The sequence below is a fragment of the Exiguobacterium sp. s80 genome (assembly GCF_018618725.1).
Classification (GTDB): Bacteria; Bacillota; Bacilli; order Exiguobacteriales; family Exiguobacteriaceae; genus Exiguobacterium_A; species Exiguobacterium_A oxidotolerans.
On the sequence record NZ_JACSMP010000021.1, the window covers coordinates 1 to 2,580 of the forward strand.

Here is a 2,580-nt window from a genome sequence, read left to right on the forward strand (position 1 = left end):
GACCTGGAAAGGTCGGCCGAAGAAGGTGACAGCCCTGTAGCTGAAACTGTTTTCCCTCCAGAGTGGATCCTGAGTACGGCGGGACACGTGAAACCCCGTCGGAATCCGGGAGGACCATCTCCCAAGGCTAAATACTCCCTAGTGACCGATAGTGAACCAGTACCGTGAGGGAAAGGTGAAAAGCACCCCGGAAGGGGAGTGAAATAGATCCTGAAACCGTATGCCTACAAGTAGTCAGAGCCCGTTAATGGGTGATGGCGTGCCTTTTGTAGAATGAACCGGCGAGTTACGATAGCGCGCGAGGTTAAGCTGATGAGGCGGAGCCGTAGCGAAAGCGAGTCTGAATAGGGCGCCATAGTGCGTTGTCGTAGACCCGAAACCAGGTGATCTACCCATGTCCAGGATGAAGGTCAGGTAACACTGACTGGAGGTCCGAACCCACGCACGTTGAAAAGTGCGGGGATGAGGTGTGGGTAGCGGTGAAATGCCAATCGAACCTGGAGATAGCTGGTTCTCCCCGAAATAGCTTTAGGGCTAGCCTCGAGGTTGAGAGTTCCGGAGGTAGAGCACTGATTGGACTAGGGGCCCCCACAGGGTTACCGAATTCAGTTAAACTCCGAATGCCGGCAACTTATACTCGGGAGTCAGACTGCGAGTGATAAGATCCGTAGTCAAGAGGGAAACAGCCCAGACCGCCAGCTAAGGTCCCAAAGTGTATGTTAAGTGGAAAAGGATGTGGCGCTGCCTAGACAGCTAGGATGTTGGCTTAGAAGCAGCCACCATTCAAAGAGTGCGTAATAGCTCACTAGTCGAGTGGCGCCGCGCCGAAAATGTAACGGGGCTAAACATACCACCGAAGCTGCGGATTCCGTAAGGAATGGTAGGGGAGCGTTCCAAACCGCTGTGAAGCTGTACCGGAAGGAGCAGTGGAGCGTTTGGAAGTGAGAATGCCGGTGTGAGTAGCGAAAAGAGGGGTGAGAATCCCCTCCGTCGAAAGCCCAAGGTTTCCTGAGGAAGGCTCGTCCGCTCAGGGTTAGTCTGGACCTAAGCCGAGGCCGAAAGGCGTAGGCGATGGATAACAGGTTGATATTCCTGTACCACCGATCCACCGTTTGAACAATGGGGGGACGCAGGAGGATAGTGACGCATGCGGATGGAAGTGCATGTGTAAGTTTCGAGATTGTCTGATTGGCAAATCCGTCAGGCACCAAGATCGAGGAACGACGCGGAGTCCCCTAGGGACGAAGGTCACGATTTCACACTGCCAAGAAAAGCCTCTAGTGAGGTGGAAGGTGCCAGTACCGTAAACCGACACAGGTAGGCGGGATGAGAATTCTAAGACGCGCGGGATAACTCTCGTTAAGGAACTCGGCAAAATGGTCCCGTAACTTCGGGAGAAGGGACGCTCTACATGAGTAGAGCCGCAGTGAATAGGCCCAAACGACTGTTTAGCAAAAACACAGGTCTCTGCTAAATCGCAAGATGACGTATAGGGGCTGACGCCTGCCCGGTGCTGGAAGGTTAAGGGGATGGGTTAGCGCAAGCGAAGCTTTGAACCGAAGCCCCAGTAAACGGCGGCCGTAACTATAACGGTCCTAAGGTAGCGAAATTCCTTGTCGGGTAAGTTCCGACCCGCACGAAAGGCGTAACGATTTGGGCACTGTCTCAACGAGAGACCCGGTGAAATCATAGTACCTGTGAAGATGCAGGTTACCCGCGACAGGACGGAAAGACCCCATGGAGCTTTACTACAGCCTGATATTGAGGCTTTGTGCATGATGTACAGGATAGGCGGGAGACGTCGAGACCGGAGCGCCAGCTTCGGAGGAGTCACCCTTGGGATACCGCCCTTCATGCATAGAGTCTCTAACTCGCAGCCGTAATCCGGCTGGAGGACCGTGTCAGGCGGGTAGTTTGACTGGGGCGGTCGCCTCCTAAACAGTAACGGAGGCGCCCAAAGGTTCCCTCAGAATGGTTGGAAATCATTCGTAGAGCGCAAAGGCAGAAGGGAGCTTGACTGCGAGACCTACAAGTCGAGCAGGGACGAAAGTCGGGCTTAGTGATCCGGTGGTTCCGCATGGAAGGGCCATCGCTCAACGGATAAAAGCTACCCTGGGGATAACAGGCTGATCTCCCCCAAGAGTCCACATCGACGGGGAGGTTTGGCACCTCGATGTCGGCTCATCGCATCCTGGGGCTGGAGTAGGTCCCAAGGGTTGGGCTGTTCGCCCATTAAAGCGGTACGCGAGCTGGGTTCAGAACGTCGTGAGACAGTTCGGTCCCTATCCGTCGTGGGCGCAGGAAATTTGAGGAGAGCTGTCCTTAGTACGAGAGGACCGGGATGGACGCACCGCTGGTGTACCAGTTGTTCCGCCAGGAGCATCGCTGGGTAGCTACGTGCGGACGGGATAAATGCTGAAAGCATCTAAGCATGAAGCCCCCTCCAAGATGAGATTTCCCTTTGAGTAATCAAGAAAGACCCCTCAGAGACGATGAGGTAGATAGGTCACGGGTGGAAGCATGGTGACATGCGGAGCTGAGTGATACTAATCGGTCGAGGCCTTGTTCTAGCAGATGATT

1 rRNA gene is annotated in these 2,580 nt (G+C 54.5%); it reads left to right on the forward strand.

Annotated features, from left to right (window positions below):
- Positions 1-2,570, forward strand: a 23S ribosomal RNA gene (locus KNP94_RS15710); the annotation flags it as partial.
- Positions 2,571-2,580: the final 10 nt, after the last annotated feature.